Origin of the sequence: Frankia sp. CpI1-P, from assembly GCF_001421075.1 — a bacterium.
Taxonomy (GTDB): Bacteria; Actinomycetota; Actinomycetes; order Frankiales; family Frankiaceae; genus Frankia; species Frankia torreyi.
On sequence record NZ_LJJX01000017.1, the window covers coordinates 1 to 18,891 of the forward strand.

7 protein-coding genes and 14 pseudogenes are annotated in these 18,891 nt (G+C 73.2%); 6 read left to right on the plus strand and 15 right to left on the minus strand.

Annotation, left to right across the window (positions count from 1 at the left end; genetic code table 11):
• Positions 1-477: pseudogene (locus FF86_RS13440) on the minus strand (hypothetical protein); the annotation flags it as partial.
• A gap of 967 nt (positions 478-1,444) precedes the next feature.
• Between FF86_RS13440 and FF86_RS13445 the strand changes: the two are divergent.
• Positions 1,445-3,049, plus strand: a 1,605-nt coding sequence (locus tag FF86_RS13445) for a lytic transglycosylase domain-containing protein (RefSeq protein ID WP_242418712.1), incomplete at its 3' end; no start/stop codon positions are given.
• A 1,061-nt stretch (positions 3,050-4,110) separates the two neighbouring features.
• Here FF86_RS13445 and FF86_RS13455 read toward each other — a convergent pair.
• The 3 genes and pseudogenes from FF86_RS13455 to FF86_RS47745 all read right to left on the minus strand — a co-directional run.
• On the minus strand, positions 4,111-4,680 hold the full coding sequence (locus FF86_RS13455; protein ID WP_044886343.1) for a heme-binding beta-barrel domain-containing protein: 570 nt from the start codon (positions 4,678-4,680) through the stop codon (positions 4,111-4,113).
• Between the two features lie 194 nt (positions 4,681-4,874).
• Positions 4,875-7,569, minus strand: a 2,695-nt coding sequence (gene nifJ, locus FF86_RS13460) for a pyruvate:ferredoxin (flavodoxin) oxidoreductase (RefSeq protein WP_242418713.1), incomplete at its 5' end; no start/stop codon positions are given.
• 1 nt (position 7,570) lies between these two features.
• A pseudogene (locus FF86_RS47745) lies at positions 7,571-8,402 on the minus strand (pyruvate:ferredoxin (flavodoxin) oxidoreductase); the annotation flags it as partial.
• Positions 8,403-8,799: 397 nt separating this feature from the next.
• Here FF86_RS47745 and FF86_RS13465 point away from each other — a divergent pair.
• From FF86_RS13465 to nadE, 3 genes and pseudogenes are all read left to right on the plus strand, one after another.
• Positions 8,800-10,570: NAD(+) synthase (locus tag FF86_RS13465; RefSeq protein ID WP_242418714.1), on the plus strand; the 1,771-nt coding region annotated here is incomplete at its 3' end.
• Between the two features lies 1 nt (position 10,571).
• A pseudogene (locus tag FF86_RS47750) lies at positions 10,572-10,694 on the plus strand (hypothetical protein); the annotation flags it as partial.
• 1 nt (position 10,695) lies between these two features.
• Positions 10,696-10,929, plus strand: a pseudogene (gene nadE, locus FF86_RS47755) (NAD(+) synthase); the annotation flags it as partial.
• A gap of 70 nt (positions 10,930-10,999) precedes the next feature.
• Here nadE and FF86_RS66115 read toward each other — a convergent pair.
• The 8 genes and pseudogenes from FF86_RS66115 to FF86_RS62355 all read right to left on the minus strand — a co-directional run.
• A pseudogene (locus tag FF86_RS66115) lies at positions 11,000-11,225 on the minus strand (hypothetical protein); the annotation flags it as partial.
• Position 11,226: 1 nt separating this feature from the next.
• Positions 11,227-11,491 (minus strand): annotated as a pseudogene (locus FF86_RS66120) (TetR family transcriptional regulator); the annotation flags it as partial.
• A 1-nt stretch (position 11,492) separates the two neighbouring features.
• A pseudogene (locus FF86_RS66125) lies at positions 11,493-11,650 on the minus strand (TetR family transcriptional regulator); the annotation flags it as partial.
• Positions 11,640-12,684, minus strand: a 1,045-nt coding sequence (locus FF86_RS13475; protein ID WP_242418715.1) for an MFS transporter, incomplete at its 5' end; no start/stop codon positions are given. The pseudogene FF86_RS66125 and the gene FF86_RS13475, both read right to left, overlap by 11 nt.
• 1 nt (position 12,685) lies before the next feature.
• Positions 12,686-13,145, minus strand: a pseudogene (locus tag FF86_RS47760) (MFS transporter); the annotation flags it as partial.
• Positions 13,146-13,454: 309 nt separating this feature from the next.
• The coding region (locus FF86_RS47765; protein WP_242418716.1) for an MFS transporter at positions 13,455-14,150 on the minus strand (696 nt) is incomplete at its 5' end.
• 102 nt (positions 14,151-14,252) lie between these two features.
• A pseudogene (locus tag FF86_RS47775) lies at positions 14,253-14,825 on the minus strand (MFS transporter); the annotation flags it as partial.
• 1,813 nt (positions 14,826-16,638) lie between these two features.
• Positions 16,639-17,820: pseudogene (locus FF86_RS62355) on the minus strand (DUF4062 domain-containing protein); the annotation flags it as partial.
• 132 nt (positions 17,821-17,952) lie between these two features.
• Here FF86_RS62355 and FF86_RS31895 point away from each other — a divergent pair.
• Complete coding sequence (locus FF86_RS31895) at positions 17,953-18,108, plus strand: GNAT family N-acetyltransferase (protein ID WP_199865431.1); 156 nt, start codon at positions 17,953-17,955, stop codon at positions 18,106-18,108.
• On the opposite strand, the pseudogene FF86_RS66130 reads toward FF86_RS31895, so the two are convergent.
• The 3 pseudogenes from FF86_RS66130 to FF86_RS66140 all read right to left on the minus strand — a co-directional run.
• A pseudogene (locus FF86_RS66130) lies at positions 18,095-18,233 on the minus strand (DUF4232 domain-containing protein); the annotation flags it as partial. The gene FF86_RS31895 and the pseudogene FF86_RS66130 sit on opposite strands and share 14 nt — an antisense overlap.
• Before the next feature lies 1 nt (position 18,234).
• Positions 18,235-18,298: pseudogene (locus tag FF86_RS66135) on the minus strand (hypothetical protein); the annotation flags it as partial.
• 37 nt (positions 18,299-18,335) lie between these two features.
• Positions 18,336-18,538, minus strand: a pseudogene (locus FF86_RS66140) (DUF4232 domain-containing protein); the annotation flags it as partial.
• Here FF86_RS66140 and FF86_RS35725 point away from each other — a divergent pair.
• A pseudogene (locus FF86_RS35725) lies at positions 18,477-18,671 on the plus strand (hypothetical protein); the annotation flags it as partial. The pseudogenes FF86_RS66140 and FF86_RS35725 sit on opposite strands and share 62 nt — an antisense overlap.
• Between the last annotated feature and the right edge of the window lie 220 nt (positions 18,672-18,891).

Below are 18,891 nucleotides of genomic sequence, written 5' to 3' on the forward strand. Positions count from 1 at the left end.
GGGCAGCGCGCCCGGCCAGGCAAAGGCGAGCTCGCGGCCACCGTCGACCAGGGTCGCCACGTCACCGCCCGCCTTCCCCCCGGCCGACAGCACGATCCCCGCCTTCGCGACCTTCGGCGTGACCTTCCCGTCCGCCAGCACCAGCGTCGCGTCGACGTCCACCCAACCGTCACCGCGGCGGACCCGACGGACACCCGAATACGAGTCGACCGTGACCGTCCCATCCGGGTTCACGAACGTCGACGTCGACTCCGTACGCTGACCCGTCACCTCGATCCGCCGCTTCTCCGCACGCGCCGCAAGCTGCGCCGAGACGAGATCCGGCCGCTCGGCCGGACCGGACGATGCGGGCTGTCGGGCGCCGCCGGACGGGGTCGTGGCGGCCTGCGCCGCATTCCGTCCGGCCGGGGTGAACTCCACGATCGTCACGGCCAGAACGGCAACCAGCAGCAAGCCAAGGAAACGGGTGAACGACACGCGAGGTCGCCCGAGGAAAGCGCGCTTCACNCCAACTCCGATCATGCCGGAAACGAAAGTGTCCGGAGGCGGTGGTGAGTGCGGTCACCGAGGGGAACGGGAACCGCACTGAGCACCGAAAATGACAGGTGCGCAGATCTCGGTACAGGAGCGATTCGGGCCATTGGTCTTCCGTTGTGTTGCGCAGGGTAATCGCCGACTCGCGGAGACCGCGGTGATCGACTGCTCGGCGTGATGGAGGAGGGCGCCGACGANCCTTCTGCACGCCCTTACCGCAACCGTCAGTGAGTGGCGACCGCACGATCGGCGCCCCACCGATATACGTTCCGCGACCTGGGTAACTTGGGTCACACAGTGGTGTGTTACTTGCCGGAAACGCACCGCCGCCCTCTGCCATCTGGTTATCGATCGATGGCCAGCGACGAGCTGCCACCCCGCACCACGCGAGCAGATCGACGCCCTCGGTAAGCGGTGGCGTTCACGCCGGGCGGTGCCGACCTTCGGGCTGAAACGCCGAGGTCAGAGACCTGATGGAGAGCGACCGAAGCGGTCATCCACGATCGCGCCGAATACGGACAGCAACCAAAGTCGATCACTCGATGCGAGTCGCGCACCATTGATCGTTAGGAGCAGCAGGGAACTTCCCGCTCCGACTGGCTGACAGATTGCCGGTCATATGCCAAAGTCCTATTCCGGATCCGAGCCTGGAACGACCCGGGTTCGGCATCGTCGATCATTGTCGGGGCTTCGGGCTGCCAGCCACGGATCGCTGCCGTGGAAACCATGTGGCCCGGGAAGGAAAGCCGAACGGGGCGTCTGTACACGGGCATCTTCCGGTGCTCGATTACGGTCCGGGAACGCGGTCCGGAAAGGCGGCGCGGTGGCCGTGCCGACCGAATCCGCGGTGTCGCGCGGGTCGCCGTCCGTACGGCTCCATCCACCTGTCCCACCGAGGGAGGCCATCGGTATGAGCCGTGCGCCCGAGCACCCTGGACGCCACCGCGCCGGCGCCGGCGCCACCGCGGCCGGCCGGCACCGCCCGACGCCGCCACCTCCGCATTCCGTGCGGCCCGCGGACGGGCACGCCGAGCCACGTCCCGATCCGCGATCCGACCGACAGGCCGACCTCCGACCTGGGCTGCGCTCCCCCGCGACCCCCAGACGCCACGCCCGACGGGACGGACCCGCCGCACCGGGCCGGCACGGCGGGCGGGGCCGGCAGGGCGAGCAGGGCGGGCGGGGCCGGTGGAGCGGGCGGGGCCAGCAGGACGGACAGGACCGCGGCCGTAACGAGGGCCCGGCGGGCCGGCGGTCCCGCACCGCCGGCATGCTCGCCGCCGCGCCGATGATCGGCCTGCTCGTCGCGCTGTGCCTCGTCCCCGGAGCGGCCCCCCGCGCCGCCGACGCCGCCCGCGCCGCCGCCCCGCCACCGGCCGCGCACCCGCCCACTCGGGACTACGACCTCGATCTTCCTCCGCTCCAGCCGGCCGTCCCGGACACCGGCACCACGACAACCGCCGGCCCGCCAACGCCGCCGACAGGGCTGACGCCGGTGGGGCCGGACGGCCAGCCGCTCGCGAGCATCACCACCAGTCCACCGGCCGCGACGCCGCCCTCGGCTGCCCGGACGCTGACGCTGACCGCCGCCGACCGGCGGATCCCCGCCCGGATGTTGACCGCCTACCGGAAGGCCGCGGCTCGCACCGCCGCCGATCAGCCGGGCTGTCACCTGCGCTGGCAACTGCTCGCCGGCATCGGCCGCATCGAGTCCGGCCACGGCGTCGGCCGCGCGATCACCGCCGAGGGCACCATCACCAGCCGCATCCTCGGCCCGGCACTGGACGGGCATGACGGCCGCGCCCTGGTCCGGGACACCGACGGCGGGCGGCTCGACGGCGACCGCCGCTACGATCGGGCCGTCGGGCCGATGCAGTTCATCCCCACCACCTGGGCGTGGGCGGGCCGCGACGGGTCGGGCGACGGCCAGGCCGACCCGAACAACGTCGACGACGCGACCCTCTCCGCCGCCGGCTACCTCTGCCGCCACGACCGCGACCTCGCCGATCCCGCCGCGCTGCGAGCCGCCGTCTACAGCTACAACCCGTCGTCGAGCTACCTGCGCGCCGTCCTCGCCTGGACCGCCGGTTACACCACCACGCCGGTCCTGCCCGGCGCCGACGCCGCGCCGCCGGCGACGCCCGCGGCGCAGCCAACTGCCACGCCCCCTGCCGCCGCCCCAGCACAGGCCAGCCCGCCCAGGCCGACCGCAACACCGTCGCCGTCCGCCACCGCCACCGCGCCGGCGCCGGTCGGGGCGACCAGCGCCGCCCCGACCGCGCTCCCGTCCGCCGTTCCCTCGGCCCCGGCCCGCTCACGTACCACATCCAGCGTCGCGCCGAGGCTGACGACCACGCCGTCCCCATCACCGCCGTCGACGGACGGCTCCCCGGCGACGCCCTCCGCGACCGTGCCGGCCTCGGTCGATGCCCCGGCCGCCTCGCCAAGCAATTCCCTGCTCGTCGTCCCTCTCACCCCGGCGGGCGACGCCCGATCAGCGGCCTCGCCGACCTCCNCTTCCTGATGCCGAACCGCGCGGGGCCCGCGGCCCGCCGCGCACCGCCGCGCCGCTCCCCGGCGACCCGAGCCGCCCGCGGTGCAGCGGAAGATCAGCAGNCTTCTCGGGGCAGGTTCCACACCGCGGCGACGGCGGGAGGCACCGAGGAGGCGCAGAGCTGCCCGCCCGTGTCGCCGGCCAGCTTCCATGATCCGCCCTTGGGGCGGGTGAACAGCCACGGACCGTCCTGGAAGGCGATGAGGGGGTCCCCGGCCGCCCCGTTGAGTTTCCTGCCCTTCGCCAGGGCGCTCGCCGACGGCTCGAAGTCGGCGACGGCCCAGTAGGTCCCGGGGCCGGTCTCCTGCGCGTAGTAGACGGAGCCCGCCGCGGTCGACGCGACATCCGACCGGGAGAGGGAGGCGCTGTCCGGCCCCTGATGCCCGGCGACCCACGCGGCGACGAGCTGCTCGCGCAGCGCAGCGTCCACCGGGAGGTTGCGCGCCCCGGCAGTGGCACCGGACGACGCACCGGCGGGCAGGACCGTCGCACCGGCTCCGGTCGCGGCGGCTGCGGTTCGCGCCGCGACGCCGGTAGCGGTCCCGGCGGTCTTGGCGGTCGCGGCGGCGGAGGCGCTCGCGGCGGCGGGGGCCGTCCCGGTCGTGGCCAGCGAGCCGGCCGGGGACACCGCGGACGACCCGGTGGAACCGCTCGCACCGCACCCGAAGAAGAACACACCGCACAGGACGGCGCCGGCCAGCGACAAGCCCCGGGCGAACCAGTGGGCTGCCCGGGGGTCCGACGATGACAGTCGCACGACGACCTGGCCTCTCTCGAGCCATCAGCGCGACAGGCATCTGCCGCGGGCGGGCTTCGGGAGACTATCGACACCATGGTCGAGGGGTGNCCTGGACCGGACAAACGTGACCTGACGCGGTTCCGGTTGCGGTGCGCCGTGTACGGCTCGAGGAGCCGGACCGTACGGAACGCACCGCAACTGCGGGCCACCGGTGTCGGGCCGCGACCACCGGCCGGCGAGGCCAGGGGTCGGGCGTCAGACGACGGGTGTCAGGCGACCGGCGTCAGGCGACGGGGCGCAGGACGTTGCGGTCGGTGTGGGCGACCGGGCCGCTGGCCACCCGCGCGTGGTCGATCGTGGTGGTCTCGTCGTAGGCGAAGCTGCCGTCGGGGTTGACGGTGAAGGTCACCTCGTAGGAGGTCGTGTTCGCCGCGCGGGCCAGGTACGGGTTGGACAGGATGCCGTACGTGGTGGAGCCGAGGTCCGCGCGCAGGGTGAAGCTGGTCGCGTCGGGCGCGACCACGCCGCCGGCGATCAGGGTCTGCCCGCGGGGCACCAGGAAGCTGCGCATGACGTGGCCGAGCTCGGCGTCCCACAGCCAGTAGCCAAGCTCGGTGTGGAAGGGGTTCTCCTCCCCGAACCGCCACGCGGCCATCTTGTAGTCGAGGCCGTAGAGGTGCTGCGTGCCGTTGTCCACCGGACCGAACGGCTTCAGGGTGACCCGCTCACGGTACGGGGTGGTGATCATCGAACCCTCGACGTTGCCGAAGGCGACGTCGACACCCTGGTCGCCCTCCCACTCGCCGGCCAGGGCCGCCAGCGGCCCCCACTCCGGACCAACCTTCTCCGTCAACGCCGAACCCTCCTAAGACTGAAACACGAGAACTGAACATCCCGCGGAACCGGCACAAATCGACCGGAACATCCAGACATTACGTGGCGAGCCCCCGTAGCTCGCCGGCTCTGACCCACCCGGGCCCCCACCGCCGTCCGGCTGGGCAGCGGACGGCGGCGGGGGTCAGGCGGTCGGTCAGGTCTGGCGGTCGGTCAGGTCTGCGAGGCGTCGCCGGTGCGGGGCGCGGCGGCGGCCTCGTGCTCGTAGGTCTCCCAGCGGGTGCGGATGTCGCGCTGGGCGAGATCCTCGAGCTCGGCGACCGCGTCGGGGGCGACCGCGCCGAGCCGGGTGAACCGGGACTCGGTGGCGGCGAACTCGGCGAAGGTCATCGACGGCGTCCGCGAGTCCAGGGAGAACGGCTGCTCGGCGCGCGGGTCGACCCGGTACAGCGGCCAGTAGCCCGACTTCACCGCCGCCTTCTGGTGCGACAGGCCGTCGGTCATGTCGATGCCGTGGGCGATGCAGTGGCTGTAGGCGACGATGAGCGACGGGCCGGGCCAGCTCGCCGCCTCGTTGAACGCCCGCACTGTGTGCTGGTCGTTGGCACCGAGCGCGATCTGCGCCACGTACACGTCGCCGTAGGCGGCGGCGATGAGCCCGAGGTCCTTCTTGCGGGTCCGCTTGCCACCGCCGGCGAACTTCGCCACCGCCCCGCGCGGTGTCGACTTCGACGCCTGCCCGCCGGTGTTGGAGTACACCTCGGTGTCCAGGACGAGCACGTTGACGTTGCGGCCGGAGGCCAGCACGTGGTCGAGGCCGCCGAAGCCGATGTCGTACGCCCACCCGTCGCCGCCGACGATCCACACGCTCTTGTCGACGAGGTTGTCGACGAGCGGGTCGAGCCGGGCGTCGTGCTCGGTGCCGGCGAGGCGCCGGCGCAGCTCGGCGACCCGGGCGCGCTGGGCGAGGATGCCGGCCTCGGTGCTCTGGTCGGCGCCCAGCAGCTCGTCGACGAGCGAGTCGCCGACGATCGGTGCGGCGGCCGCGAGCAGGCGACGCGCCTCCCGCGCCCGGCTGTCGAGCGCCAGGCGCATGCCGAGGCCGAACTCGGCGTTGTCCTCGAACAGGGAGTTCGACCAGGCCGGGCCGCGGCCGTCGGCGCCCGTCGTCCACGGCGTCGTCGGCAGGTTGCCGCCGAAGATCGACGAGCAGCCGGTGGCGTTCGCGACGAGGATGCGGTCACCGAACAGCTGGGTGAGCAGCTTCAGGTACGGCGACTCGCCGCAGCCGGAGCAGGCGCCGGAGAACTCGAACAGCGGCTGGCGCAACTGCGAGCCGCGGACGTTCTCCGCCGACACCCGCGTCGGGTCGATCGCCGGCAGCGTCTCGTGGAACGCCCAGCCGGCGCGCTCCTCGGCCAGCCGCGGCGCGGCGTCGACCATCTCCAGGGCCTTGTGCTCCCTGTTCTCCTTGCTCGTCGCCGGGCAGACCTTGGCGCACAGGCTGCAGCCGGTGCAGTCGTCCGGCGCCACCTGGATGGTCACCCGCAGCCCGGCCAGATCCTTGTCCTTCGGCTGGCGCGACTTGAACGTCGCGGGCGCGTCGGCGAGCAGCGCCGGGTCGAAGGCGGTCATCCGGATCGCGGCGTGCGGGCAGACGATCGTGCACTTGCCGCAGTTGATGCAGAGATCGGCGTCCCAGACGGGCAGCTCGTGGGCGATGGCGCGCTTCTCGTAGCGGGCCGTGCCGACCGGGAAGGTGCCGTCGACCGGCAGCGCGCTGACGGGCAGCAGGTTCCCCTCCCCCGCCATGATCCGGGCCGTGACCTCCTTGACGAACACCGGCGCGTCGCCGTCGAGGCGCCGGGCCGTGCGCTCCCCCACCGTCCGGCCGGTCAGGTCGACCTGGGCGAGGGCACCGAGGGAGGCGTCGACGGCGGCGAAGTTGCGCTGCAGCACCGCCTCGCCGCGCTTGCCCTGGGCGATGCGGATGGCGTTCTTGACCGCCGCGAGCGCCGTGTCGGCGGCCAGCAGCCCGGACAGGGTCAGAAAGCAGGTCTGCAGCACGGGGCTGACGATCCCGGGCAGGCCGGCGTCGCGGGCCACCCGGTCGGCGTCGACGACGAACAGGCGCGCGTCACGGTCGAGCAGGTGGCGCTGCGCGTTGGCCGGCAGGTGCTCCCACACCTGGTCCGCCGGGTACGGGCTGTTGATCAGCACGGTGGCGCCGGTGGCGGCGACGGCGAGGACGTCGACCCGTTCGAGCAGCGAGAACTGGTGGCAGCCGACGTACTGGGCGTCGTCGATGAGCCAGGGGGCGTCGACCGGACGCGGCGACAGGCGCAGGTGCGACACCGTCATCGAGCCCGACTTCTTGGAGTCGAACACGAAGTACGCCTGCGCGTGCAGCGGGGTGTGGTCGGCGGCGATGCCGGCGGTGGCGCGGGTGGCGCCGACGGTGCCGTCGCTGCCGAGCCCGTAGAACACCGCGCGCCGCACGTCGTCGGCCTCCGGGTGGCCGTGGTCGTCGACGTCGAGGGAGAGGTTCGTGACGTCGTCGTGGATGCCGACGGTGACCTCGCGGCGCGGCTGGGAGCGGGCCAGCTCGTCGAACACGGCCGCCGCCATCGCCGGGGTGAACTCCTTCGACGCCAGCCCGTAGCGGGCGCCGATGACCCGCGGCATGCTCTCGGGCCGCTCGGCGAGCGCGGCGAGCACGTCCAGGCGCAGCGGCTCACCGAGCGCGCCCGGCTCCTTCGTGCGGTCGAGGACCGCGATCGAGCGGACCGTCGCCGGCAGGCTGGCGAGGAACGCCGCGCCGTCGAAGGGCCGGTAGAGCCGGACCTGGACGAACCCGACCCGCTCGCCGCGCCCGACCAGCCGGTCGACGGCGTCGCGCACCGCGGAGNGGCCCGAGCCCATGACGACGACGACCCGCTCGGCCTCCGGGTGACCGTGGTACTCGAAGATCCGGTACGCCCGCCCGGTGGCGGCGGACACCCGGTCCATCGCCCGCTGCACGATCCCGGGGACGGCGGTGTAGTAGGCGTTGGCCGCCTCCCGGGCCTGGAAGAAGGTGTCGGGGTCCTGGGTGGTGCCGCGGATCACCGGGCTGTCCGGGGACAGGGCGCGCAGCCGGTGCGCCTCGATCTGCTCGGCGGACAGCAGCCCGGCGAGCGTGGCATCGTCGATCTCGGTGACCTCGTTGAGCTCGTGTGAGGTGCGGAAACCGTCGAAGAAGTGCAGGAACGGAATGCGGGATTCCAACGTGGCCGCGTGCGCGACCGCGGCCAGGTCGTGGGCCTCCTGGGGGGAAGAGGAGGCGAGCATGGCGAAGCCGGTCGAGCGCGCGGCCATCACGTCACTGTGATCACCGAAGATGGACAGCGCGTGCGTGGCGATGGTGCGGGCGGCGACGTGGAGGACCATCGGCGTGAGCTCACCGGCGATCTTGAACATGTTGGGCAGCATCAGCAGCAGGCCCTGCGAGGCCGTGAACGTGGTCGACAGGGCGCCGGCCTGCAACGCCCCGTGCACGGCACCGGCGGCGCCGCCCTCGCTCTGCAACTGGACCACCTCGGGGATCGCGCCCCAGAGGTTCGCCCGGCCCTTCGTCGCCCAGGCGTCGGCGAGCTCTCCCATCGCCGACGCCGGGGTGATCGGGTAGATGGCGATCACCTCACTTGCCCGGTAGGCCACCGAGGTGGCGGCCTCGTTACCATCGATCGTCTTCTGACCCATACACCCAGAGTCGGCGCGGGATGACGCAGCGGCGAGGGACTTCCTTCCCTTCCCGGAAGACGGAAGTTACCGGTAGAAGTCCCTGTTTGAGCGTCTTCGACGTGCCCTGTCGTCCGGTAGGCCTCCGCAGAGGTCCTGCCCAGGAGGCTTCGCCGGCCGGGACAGCGGCGGNCGCCCGACGCTGGGAGCCGGGGCGCGGGACGGCCCGCGGGCCCGGTCCACGGTTGCGGACCCTTCCGAACCGGCTGCCGATGGCACCACCGGCGGTACGGGCGGATCGGAGGTGCTCACCCGTTGGCGGGAGGGCGACAATGCGGACGGGGTGCACCGACGACGACCAGGACGCGACGACCAGGACGCGACGACCAGGACGCGACGACCAGGACGCGACGACAGGATGCGAGGCGACGTGAGCGAGCCAGAGTTCGGCGAGGCGGCCCAGGCGGGCTTCGGCGGCCCGACCCGGCCCGGCGAGCCGCGGCGGGAGTTCGCCGCGATCCACAGCCACGGCCTGGCGCGGGTCGCGGCGGCCACGCCGCTGGTGGTGACCGCGGACCCGGCGCGCAACGCCGAGGCGACGGTCGCGTTGGCGCGCCAGGCGGACGCGGACGGCGTCGACGTCGTCGTCTTCCCCGAACTCGGGCTGTCGTCGTACGCGCTCGACGACCTGCACCTGCAGGACGCGCTGCTCGACGCCGTCGAGCAGGCGGTCGACACGGTGTGCCGGGCCAGCCGCGAGCTCGGGCCGCTGCTGCTGGTCGGGGCGCCGCTGCGCCGGCGCGGGCGGCTCTACAACACGGCGCTGGCGATCTCGCGCGGGCGGATCCTCGGCGTGGTGCCCAAGACGTTCCTGCCGAACTACCGCGAGTACTACGAGAAGCGCTGGTTCGCCTCGGGCGCCGGCGTCACCGGCGAGGAGATCACCGTCGCGGGGCGGACGGTCCCGTTCGGCACGGATCTGATCTTCGAGGCGGCGGACCTGCCGGACCTCGTCGTCGGCGTGGAGATCTGCGAGGACTACTGGGCACCGATCCCGCCGTCGTCGTACGCGGCGATGGCCGGCGCGACGCTGCTGGCGAACCTGTCGGCGTCGAACATCGTCGTCGGGAAGGCCGCCGACCGGGCGCACCTGTCCGCCGCCCAGTCGGCGCGCGCGCTCGCCGCCTACGTCTACTCGGCGGCCGGGACCGGCGAGAGCACCACCGACCTGGCCTGGGACGGGCAGGGCACGATCCACGAGCTCGGGGATCTGCTCGCCGAGTCCGCGCGGTTCGCCGACACCCCGCAGCTCCTCGTCGCCGACGTCGACCTCGCCCGGGTGCGCCAGGAGCGGATGCGCACGGGAACGTTCAACGACAGCGCCGCGGCGGCCGGCCGGCCCGAGCAGCGGTTCCGCACGGTCCGCTTCGACCACCGCCCGCACCGCCGCGACGTCGGGCTGCGCCGCCACCAGCGGCGCTTCCCGTTCGTCCCCGACACGGCCGAGCGGCTCGACCTCGACTGCTACGAGGCGTTCAACATCCAGGTCCACGGCCTGGCCCGGCGGTTCCAGGCGACCGGCGGGGGCCGGATGGTCATCGGCATCTCCGGCGGCCTCGACTCGACGCACGCGCTGATCGTCGCGGCGAAGGCGTGCGACCGGCTCGGGGTGCCGCGCACGACCATCCTCGGCTACACCCTGCCGGGCTTCGCGACCTCGGACGAGACGAAGGCGAACGCGTGGGCGCTGATGCGCGCGCTCGGCGTCGAGGCGGCGGAGATCGACATCCGCCCCGCCGCCCGCCTGCTGCTCGCCGACCTGGGTCATCCCGCCGCCGAGGGCGCCGCCGACTACGACGTCACGTACGAGAACGTGCAGGCCGGGCTGCGCACCGACTACCTGTTCCGGCTGGCCAACCACCACGGCGGGTTCGTCGTCGGCACCGGGGACCTCAGCGAGCTGGCGCTCGGCTGGTGCACATACGGCGTCGGCGACCAGATGAGCCATTACGCCGTCAACGCCGGCGTGCCCAAGACCCTGATCCAGTACCTCATCCGGTGGGCGGTGAGCCACGACCAGTTCGACGAGGACACGGGCAAACTGCTGACCGCGGTCCTCGACACCGAGATCTCCCCCGAGCTGGTCCCCGCCGATGCCGAGACCGGCACGATGCAGAGCACGCAGGACCNCATCGGCCCCTACGAGCTGCACGACTTCTTCCTGTACCACCTCCTGCGCCACGGCCTGGCGCCGTCGAAGATCGCCTTCCTGGCCTGGCACGCCTGGCGCGACGCGCTGACCGACGGCTGGCCNGCCGGCTTCCCCGACGGCGAGCGGCACGCCTACGACGTGGCGACGATCGTGCGCTGGCTGCGGGAGTTCCTGGGCCGCTTCATGGCCTCGCAGTTCAAGCGTTCGGCGCTGCCCAACGGACCGAAGGTCTCCTTCGGCGGCACGCTGTCCCCGCGCGGCGACTGGCGGGCGCCGTCCGACGCCAGGGCCACCGCCTGGCTCGCCGAACTCGACCGTAACGGCCCGCAGCCCTAGCGCCGCCGCGCCGGTTGACCGGCATCGACCAGATCCTGCTGTCGGTGGCCATGCCACCGGTGCGGCAGTGTCACAGGTCGCGAAAGCCGTCGTTGAGGCATGCGAGAGATCGGTCGAGTGCGGCGGGGATGTCGACGACGTCGCTTTCCGCGCTGGCCAGGTGAACGCTCATGGTGATCCCGACGATCGCCCCGGCCAGCGTGCGTAGTTCCAGGTCGTCGGCCACCGGCCCGGTCCGCCCGCTGCGGCTGGCTCCGCTGCGGCTGGCGAGGAGCGCGACGAGGTCTGCCGTGGACNCGACGAGATGATCCAGGTGTGCGGCGCGTAGTTCCGGGACGATCATCATCAGCTCGGTGCGCCGGTACTGGTCGGCGAGCTCGGTCGGCGACAGTTGCGCGAAGCTCTCTCTCAGTGCGGCGCGAAACGCGTCGACGAGACCGGTTCCGTCGGGCTGGCCACGCAGGCCCTCGACGACGCTCGAGTCGAAGTAGTCCCACAGCACCACTTCCGACTTGGTGGCGAAGTAACGGAAGTAGGTGCGCTCTGACACTCCGGCCGCCTCNGCGATGTCCGCCACGGTGGTGTGGTCGTAGCCTTGCTGCCGGAACAACCGGAGAGCCTCGGTCTGAATGCGGCGCTTCGTGGCGGCCTTCTTGGTCGCGCGCCGTCCCGGCGCAGGCATGGGGGCCGAGCCGGCGACAGGGGCCGGGCTAGCTGGCATGAGCGTCCGCTGCGGTGTCGATGTCTGGCCTCCTCACGGTCTCCTTGGTACCACCGGCCTCGGCCCCGGGAAACAACAGGGCCGCGATCAGGCCGCCGACGGCGGCGATGCCGGCCGAGACGAGCAGCGCGTCGCTCAGACCGTGCGCGAAGGCGCTGTGAACATTGTGCAGAAGTTCGTCCGACCGCACGCGGCGAGCGGCCTCGGTGCCGTCGAACACGCCGCCGCGTGCCTTCTCCGCCAGCTCGGGGGGAAGACCGGTGAGCTGGAGGTGGGCACGATAGGCGGCGAGGGACACGCTACCCAGGATGGCCGACCCGAGCGGCCCGCCCACCTCCTGGAGGGCCTGCATCAGGGCCGAGGCGACACCGGAACGCTCGGGTGGGAGCTGGGCCAGCGCCGCGGACGCGGCCGTGGACAGGGTCAGTCCCAGTCCCAGTCCGGTCACCGCCATCCAGCCGGCGATGAACGCCCCGCCCGTGTCGACCGAGGTGAACGATCCGAGCAGCAGTCCCGCCGCCAGCACGACGAACCCGGCGCTGAGCACGCGCCGGCCGCCCAGGGCCCGCGCGGCGGGTTCGGCCACCGGCGCTCCGAGGACCAGGCCACCGATCAGGGGCAGTAGCCGCAGCCCCGAGCCGATGGCGTCGGTCCCGACCACGGCCTGGAAGTACTGAGGCATCGCGAACAGCACGCCGATCATGGCGAGCGAGGACACCGCGGCGAGCGCGATCCCCCAGGTGAATGCGCGACTGCGAAACAGGGTGGCGTCGACCAGCGGCTCGCCGCCGGGCTGGGCGGCCCGGCGCTGCTCGTAGCGTACGAAGCCGACGAGCAGCACCACCCCCGCCGCCATGGGCCCCAGCGCCGAGATCGAGATCCAGCCGTTCGATCCCGCATCGACGAATCCGTACACCAGGGCGACCAGCCCCGAACTGAAACCGACGATGCCGACCCAGTCGATCCGTGGACGATGGGGGGCACGCGATTCCGGCACCAGGACGACCCCGACGACCAGGGACAGCACGACGACCNGCACGTTGATCCAGAAAACCCAGCCCCACCAGAAGCGGGTGAGCAGCCAGCCGCCCAGCAGCGGTCCGGCCGGCAGCGCGAGGAAGTTGACGCCGGCCCAGATTCCGACCGCCCGCGGCCGTTCCCGCTCGGTGAACAACACCGTCACCGCCGACAGCGCCATGACGATCACGCCGGCGCCGGCCACGCCGCCCAGGGCCCGCGCCGCGATGAACACTGCGGCCGAGGTCGACTCGGCCGAGCAGATCGAGGCCGCACCGAACACTGCCAGCGAGGCGAGCATGACGCGCCTGCGGCCGTACCGGTCGCCCAGGACGCCGATGGGCAGCATGGCCGCGGCCAAGGCCAGCAGATAGGCCGAGGAGAACCACACCAGATCGGTCGCCGAGGCATGCAGCGCGGGCGCCAACGTCGGCAGCGCCACCGCCAGGACGGTCCCGTCCAGACCGACCGCGAACACCGCCNGAGCGATCCCGCCCAGCNCCCACCACGTGCGATCCCTCACGGATCCTCCCAAGCACGAAGTGTCAGTGGCTGCCAGATTAGAGATAATGGCAGTCACTGACAAGTTCTCGGGAAGCCGCCCACGTCACGAGGCAGAGTGAGGCCGCCGCCCGCGCAGACATGGGCACCGGCGGGTGCAGCGCAGGGGCGTTCAGGTGGATATGCGACGCGCCGGCTCGCCGATGAGCGCCGCCCCGGCCCCGACGCGCGTGGCGCGGTTCCGCGGAACACCAGCGGTCCGCGGACAGGGCCGTCGAGGTCGAGGTCAGCCTGCCGCGGGTTCCGCCGCTCTCTGGTCCGGCCTGACCGCCGGGTCCGGGTCCGGGTCCGGCGGATCCGCGGAGCGGGCGGGCGGGCGGCGGGCGAAGAGGATGGCGAGGCCGGCGGCGGCGGACAGGCCGGCGGCGGCCAGGTAGGCGACGGTGAACGGGGCGGCGCGCAGCGCGTCGCCGACGATCGCCGACAGCAGGCTCATCCCGATCACGGCGCCGATCTGATTGGCGGTCTGCTGCAGCGAGGTGGCCAGGCCGAAGCTGTCCGCGGGGGCGGCATTGCCGGTGATCACCAGCAGCGGCGGCTGGGCGTGCCCGAACGCCAGCCCGCTGACGATCAGACCGGCGATGACCACGGGGAGCTGGTGGGCCTGCGTGCCGAGGGCGAGCACGGCCAGGGCGATCGTGTAGACCCCGCCGGCCACGCCCGCGAGCAACCGCGGCGGGATCCACGCCCCCAGCCGGCTCGCCGACGGCGCCGCCAGCGCGATCGACAGGGTGCGGGTCATCGTCACCAGGGAGGTGGCCGCGACCGACAGCCCGAACACGCCCTCCAGCAGCAGCGGCGTGACCAGGAAGTTACCCATGTGGGCGGCGCCGAGCAGGAACGAGCTCGCCCCCGCGGCCCGGATGTCCCGCTCGACGAGCAGCACGGTCGGGATGACCGGCATGGCCGTGCGCCGCTCGACNACGACCAGCAGCCACAGCAGCAGCGGGACGGCCACGAGCAGGCCGATCACGATCGGCTGCAGCCCCCAGCCGGCGGCCCGGTTGACCCCGAAGGTCAGCGNGAACGTCGCCGCGCCGAGCACCAGCGCGCCGGTCTTGTCCAGCGTCAGGCTGCGGTCGCCGGCGTCGACCGGCAGCACCTTCACCGCGGCGATCAGCGGGACCAGGGCGATCCCGGCCTGCATGAGGAACAGCGGCCGCCACCCGATCGAGTCGATGACCAGGCCACCGATCGCGAGCCCGCTGACCGACGCCCCGGACAGCACCCCCGACGCCCAGGCCGACGGCCGCACCCGCTCGTGCGGCGGGAAGGCGTGGAACAGCATCGCGAACGACGCGGGGATCGTCGCGGCGCCGGCCACCTGCGCCGCCGCGCGGAAGGCGATGAGTGACACCGGGTCCCAGGCCACCGCGGTCGCCACCGAGAACACCACGGCGAGCACGGAGCCGACGAGGAACGTGCGCCGGTGCCCGCGGATGTCGCCGACCCGGCCGAGGATCGGCATCGCCACCGCCTGCGCGAGCAGCGAGCCGGTCACCGCCCAGGAGATGACGTCGACGCTGCTGTGCAGGTCGCCGGCCACCGTGCGGATCGACACGGACAGCACGGTCGCCGTGAACGTCGTCGCGAACATCCCCGCCAGGCAGGTCAGCAGGATGAGCTGCCGGTCCCGGCGCCCCGCCGGCCCGGAACCGCCCGTCAGCCCGGAACCGCCCGCCAGCCCGGAGCCGCCGGCGGGGACTGCGGGGGCGACGGGGGCGGCGCGGCCGGCTAAGGGCGCGTCCTCGGCGAGGTCCGCGGCCGGTTCGGCCGGCACGAATGACGGGGGCGACGGTGCGGCCCGCCCCGGGCCCTGGTCCTGCGCAACCACGCTGCTCCCCTCCAGGCCCGCGGGCCAAACCTGCCGATCGTCAACCGCGGTTGTGCCCGGACGCAACCAGTTGCCCGACGCCGGCGCCGGGACGACCACCCCAGCGGACGGCGCCGGTTCAGAGCTGGGTGCAGTTGGCGGTCGCGGAAGTGGGGTGCCGCAGGCTTTCCGCAGGCGTGGCGGACGCGACGGTCGTCACCGTGGCGTCCGTCGGGTCGAACCGGCGGATGAGCACCGGTGCGCTGCTCGAGTCGCCGTACCGGTCGAAGCTGATGTAGCCGTTCGCGCCGGCGAGGGCGAGATCGCCGCAGGTGCCGTTCAGGACCGCCTTGATGTTCGCGCGGAGCTGGCCGGGCGGCGGGGTGTTGAGCTCGGCGGCGCCGATGGCCCGGGCCAGGACCGACATCGCGTCGAAGGCGACGATCGTGTGCCCGGAGATGAGCCGCTGCGGGGTGTCGCGCACCCGCGCCGCCCACTGCCCGGGCACCGCGCTGCCTGCGCCGGCCTGCTCCAGGTAGGACGGCGGGATGTCGCCGGGCTGGGCGAGGCCGAAGTCGGCGAAGTAGAAGGTGTGGCCGCCCATGGCGCCCGCCGCGATCTCCCCCGGGTCGGTCTCCAGCTCCATCGCGTCGTCCCCGGAGATGATCGGCAGACGCGGGTCCACCCGGCCGCAGGCGGACCCGGTCAGCGCCTCCAGCAGGGTGTTCACGCTGGTGGTCCGGCCGGTGTAGATGATCAGGTTCGGCGGCTGCGGGCCGGCGCAGCGCGCGCTGAGGGTGTGGCCGAGCACGCCCAGCACGGTGGGGCCGCCGTCCGCGGCGCTGGCCGCCGCCGCCTGCTCGGCGTCGGGGAAGGGCACGTGGACGGCCGGCGCGGCGCGGGGCAACCGGCCCAGCTCGGTGCTGACGTCCTGGGCGAGGTTGTCGCTGTAGTGGTCGGCGTTGGCGCCCTTCGGGCCGTTGGCCACCCCGGCGGAGACGATCAACGGCCGGACCGGCTCGTCGCCGCGCCCCTCCCGCTTCATGATCTCGGGGATCGCCCGCGCGATGACGCCCGCCTCCCGGCGGTTGGTCGGCCCGACCCGGAAGTACCAGTCGAACGCGCGGCGGGTCTGCCCGGGCGGCCCGACGGGCCGGGTGAAGCCGTCGTCGGAGGCGGTGGACGACACGATGGGGAGATGGGTGGTTCCGCTGAGTGACGCCACCGCCTGGCGGGCGGCGGAGGTGCTCTGGAACAGGCCCAGGACTCCGGCGAGCCCGGGATCGGCGCGGGCCACCGCGTCGATGCGCCCGGCGACGGTGAGCGCCCCGTCCGAATGCCAGCCGACGTTGGCGACCAGCAGCCGGATCCGGGACCGGGAGCGCGCGCCCGGGGCGTCCGCGGCGGCGTTGATCGCCGCCTGCGCGAGCTGGGCCCCGAGCAGCTCGTTGAGTCCCCCCTGCCCGACGGTCGTCGGCGAGTCGGCCTGCCCGCCGCCCGGGCGGGAGTGCAGCCCGGTCAGCGGCGCCGCGACCACCACCGTGTACACCCCGCCCTTGCCGGCGAGCGCGGCGTTCTGCCGACCGATCGTGGTCANCAGCGCGACGAGATCCGGCGAGGTCGCGTCGAAGGTGTACGCACCGTCGCTGAACCCGATGCACTGCCCGTCGTGGGATCCCACCCAGGTCGCCGCGGCCGGCAGCGCCGTCACGGGGTCGGGCGCCTGACAGGTGCGCGACGATCCCGATCGGCCCAGCCCCGCGCCGAGGACGGCCCCGGCGGCGACGGCGCAGGCGAGGACCACCGCGGCAAGCACGTACGGCAACCGGCCCCGCGGGCGGAACCGGCGCCCCGCGTCGTCGACGTCGCCGTCGCCGTTATCAGCCTTGTCGGCGTCGGCTTTGGCGGGGTCGGCTTTGGCGGGGTCGGCTTTGGCGGGGTCGGCTTTGGCGGGGTCGGCTTTGGCGGGGTCGGCGGGGTCGGCGGGGTCGGCGGGGTCGGCGGGGTCGGCGGGGTCGGCCTTATCGGCTTCAGCGGTCGGGCGGGCCGAGCCGGTGGCAGTCTCGATGGTTGCGCCGGTAGCGCGCGTCAGGTCGGTCAGGCCCGGGGGCTCCGGGGGCTGCGGAGCGGTCCCGGAGGCGACCGCCGGCTTCCGGCCGCTCCCCTCGGTGAGAAGCGCGGCGTCGACCTCACCGTGCCGGATCAGCTGGGTCAATGCGAGCGTGACCTGGGCTTCCAGGTTGTCGGCGGTGCGGAAGGTACCGACGGTCACACCGGCGGAACGCAGCCGTTCCCGGAATGCCTCGACCAGCTCGAGATCACGATCGGTGAGACTGCGCGGAATGGGGGTGTCCTCGTGCAGCAGGAACAGCAGCCGGGGAATCCCGGTCTCGACCGCCGTGAGGAACTCCAGTTCCGTATAGGAGACGGGCGTGGGATGCGGCAGGCCCGCCGGCGGGCCGGGGAACCCCGCCGGGTCGCCCGCCGGCCGGCCGGTTGCGGGCTCGCCGGCCGCCGCGGTGCCGTCGCCGTGCAGTCCGCCGGCCACCAGCGAGCCGTATCGGAAGCCGATGACCCCGATGTACACGTCACACCCACGGACCTGCTCCTGACAAAAGGACGCGGGCACCTTGCTGACCGCGGTGAAATCCTCCATCGAGATGGCGATGTGCCCGCTACGGCGCACGGCGTCCGACGCCGCCCGCACGAAGGCCCGATCAGCCGGATACCTGTTCATGTCCGACGTGTGACTGACAAACACCCGCAGGCCGACGCGCACCCCATTCCCCCGTACGTCGTGGGAAGTACCTGACCGGACAGTACCTAATGGGCGCCCGCAACCCGCCGCACACGGACCAGGCCCGGCGAAGCCGGGCGGGGGCCCGGCGTCACGGTCGCGGGATGAGCCGGAATGCCGCCCTCCGCCCGCGTCCTGCAACGGCTCGGCCCGCGCCGCGAGGCGTACTTCGGCCGCAACGAACGCCTGCGCGGCGCGTGGACCGACGAGATCGTCTACGCCCTGCTCGCCGACGAGTGGGCCGCCCGCGGCTCGGCTACCCGGCGGTGAAGGCCATGATGTAGGTGGCCGGATGGGTGGCGCCCGACTGGTCGAGGACCGGGCCGCCGTCCCAGCGCAGCGGGACCGAGGTGAACGTGTCCGGCGGGGTGACCAGGACGCGTACGGGGAGGAACNCGCCGCTGTCGCCGGGTTCGGTGACCAGATATGTCAGGTTCGCCGAGGCGTGGGCGCCGGGTGGNAGGTCGATCTGGCCGGGTCGGACGAGCGGCGATCGNACGACGTCGTAGGTCGATCCGTCGCGGGCGACGAACTGCACGCCGGGGTATCCGGTGACGGTGCAGCGCCGCGGCGACCGGTTCGTCACGACCACCGGGCGCTGATGCTGCCCGCCGTCCGCGCCGTCCGCCGCACCGAGCGTGACGGTCAGATCCCCCGCCTCGCACCGCGGGACCGACGACGCACCACCCACCGCGGCCACCGTCGGCGACGAAGAGGTCGCCGAGGACGGCCGCCCCGTCGACGAAGGGACCGCCGACGAAGAGGCCGCCGACGCGGACGCCGGGAGCGGGCTCGTGTCGGTGGCCGCCGTGGAGCCACCACAGCTGGCGGCGNACAGGAGGGCGGCCAGCGAGATCGCCACCAGGCCAGGACGCCCACGGGGTCCAGCACGCATGTCACACCTCCACACTCGCCGGCCCGAGCCGCGCCGGCCCAAGCCTCGTCGACGACGGCCAGGTGATCATCGTCATGGACGCCGGCCGGCTCGTGTCCTCCGCCACCCACCGACGCACGCCAGCAGCAGGCCCACGCATCCGGCCGACCGCCATCCGG

Bases quoted from the DNA above. Each gene is read 5' to 3' on its own strand.
- FF86_RS31895 (WP_199865431.1), top strand. From the start codon at position 17,953: ATGCCGCCCTCCGCCCGCGTCCTGCAACGGCTCGGCCCGCGCCGCGAG.